The 2,052-nt window shown below is 47.2% G+C and carries 1 protein-coding gene and 1 pseudogene; both read left to right on the top strand.

Annotated features, from left to right (window positions below; translation table 11 throughout):
- Positions 1–115: 115 nt before the first annotated feature.
- A pseudogene (locus tag P9B04_RS23635) lies at positions 116–1,252 on the top strand (nSTAND1 domain-containing NTPase); the annotation flags it as partial.
- A gap of 126 nt (positions 1,253–1,378) precedes the next feature.
- Positions 1,379–2,052 (top strand): WD40 repeat domain-containing protein (locus P9B04_RS23630; RefSeq protein ID WP_446718039.1); only part of this gene is annotated, 674 nt, incomplete at its 3' end.

The following is a 2,052-nucleotide window of genomic DNA, read 5'->3' as shown; positions in this document are numbered from 1 at the left end:
TTAGTCCAAGGGATTACCCCCCCTATGGGAAAAGCTTTCTCGGAAATCACCTAACCCCTATAAGGGACTAGCGGCCTTTAAAGAGGAAGATGCAGCCCGTTACTTTGGACGAGAAGAACAAATAAAGCGACTTTGGCAAAGATTTGAATCTCTGGTTGCTCAGTCGGGTCAAGACAAAGGAGTTCCTCGCTTGCTGCCAATTTTAGGACCATCAGGCTGTGGGAAATCCTCTCTAGCTAGGGCTGGTTTGATTCCTGAATTAGCCAAACAGCCCTTACCAGGGAAAGAACAAATTCGGGTGGCAGTTCTGGTACCAGGAACCCATCCCGTAGAAGCGTTAGGAAGGGTATTAGCCAAAGTGGCCACCCAAGACCCAATGCCAGTGAAGAAAACACGGGAATTTGCCACAGAGCTAAAATTAAAAAATGAACAGGGGAACTATGATGGACTGCGAAGAATTGTTGATTTAATGCCCCAGATTCAAGATTCCCCCATGGTGGTGCTAGTAGACCAGTTTGAGGAAGTGTACTCCCTTTGTAAAGATATTGAGGAAAGTCAAGCTTTTATCGATAATTTACTCTATGCTGCCAATGACCCTACAGGGAATCTTTCCGTTATCATTACCCTACGCAGCGATTTTTTAAACCCAACTCAACGTCACAAAGAACTTAGTCAAGTGATTGGTTCAGATGTAAGTGTCATTGTGCCTCCTATGACAGAAGGACAACTAAGACGGGCTATTGCTGAACCAGCGAAACAAGCAGGATATCCCTTAGATGAGGCAACAATCAATCTGCTCGTCAAAGATACAGAAGGGAGAGAAGGAGCATTGCCCCTATTACAATTTGCTCTAACACGCATTTGGGAGGGATTAAAAGTCGGCAAAGACCCTGCTGTAACCTATCGTGAAATGGGAGGTGTAGGGGGAGCTTTAGCCGGAAAAGCTCAGGAGATTTATGATCAGCTTGATAGTCGTCAAAAGGAAATTGCTCGACGGGTTTTTGTGGGGTTAGTGCAGTTGGGAGAAGGAACCAATGATACTCGACGGCGGACGGCGGTAGAAGAACTGAAGACCAGTCGAGATACCCCTGAAACGGTTAGGGCAGTTATAGATCGCTTTGCCTCACCAGAAACAAGATTAGTGACGCTGTTGAGCCAAGATAATCAGGAAATAGTGGAAGTGACCCATGAAGCCTTGTTTAGTCATTGGGAATTATTAAATGACTGGCTTGATAACAGTCGGGATGATATTCGTTTTCAGCGACGGCTAGAAGAGGCAGCCAAGTCTTGGGATAGGTCAGGACGACCAGAAGGAAGACTTTGGCGGAGTCCAGATTTAGACCTGCTCAAACAGTATTATCGGCAGTATAGCCAGGAGATGACAGAGCGACAAATCCGTTTCTATCAGATATCTATTCGCTCAGAGCAACGCAGGAAGTTCTTGAACGTAGTGGGAATTGGGATTTTAGTGGGACTTACAGGGTTAACCTCCTTACTAGCCATTAATTTCCGACGTGCGGAGCAAGAAGCCTTAGCTCGCCAATTAGCATTGAAATCTGAGTGGCTTGGAAGTCAACGAGCAGATTTGTACACCACTAGCGCATTGTTAGCCGTTAAAGCATCAAAAGCATTTACTAAAGACAAAAATCCCCTAGAAGTGGATCAGGCATTACGCAATGGACTTAGATTACTAGCTAACTTAAAACAGCAATTTGAACACGAGGAGATACTTTTGTCTGTGGTGTTTAGCCCGGATGGGGAGAAGGTGGCCACCGCCAGTTTGGACAATACAGCGAGGGTTTGGCAGGTAGGAATAGGGGAAGAACTAGCCCGCCTCCATCACGAGGATACAGTTTGGTCCGTGGTATTTAGCCCGGATGGGGAGAAGGTGGCCACCGCCAGTTTGGACAATACAGCGAGGGTTTGGCAGGTAGGAATAGGGGAAGAACTAGCCCGCCTCCATCACGAGGATACAGTTTGGTCCGTGGTATTTAGCCCGGATGGGGAGAAGGTGGCCACCGCCAGTGGGGACGGTACAGCGAGGGTTTGGCA

Source organism: Crocosphaera sp. Alani8 (assembly GCF_038442745.1).
Taxonomy (GTDB): Bacteria; Cyanobacteriota; Cyanobacteriia; order Cyanobacteriales; family Microcystaceae; genus Crocosphaera.
This window is presented reverse-complemented; position numbering and strand designations above follow the sequence as displayed.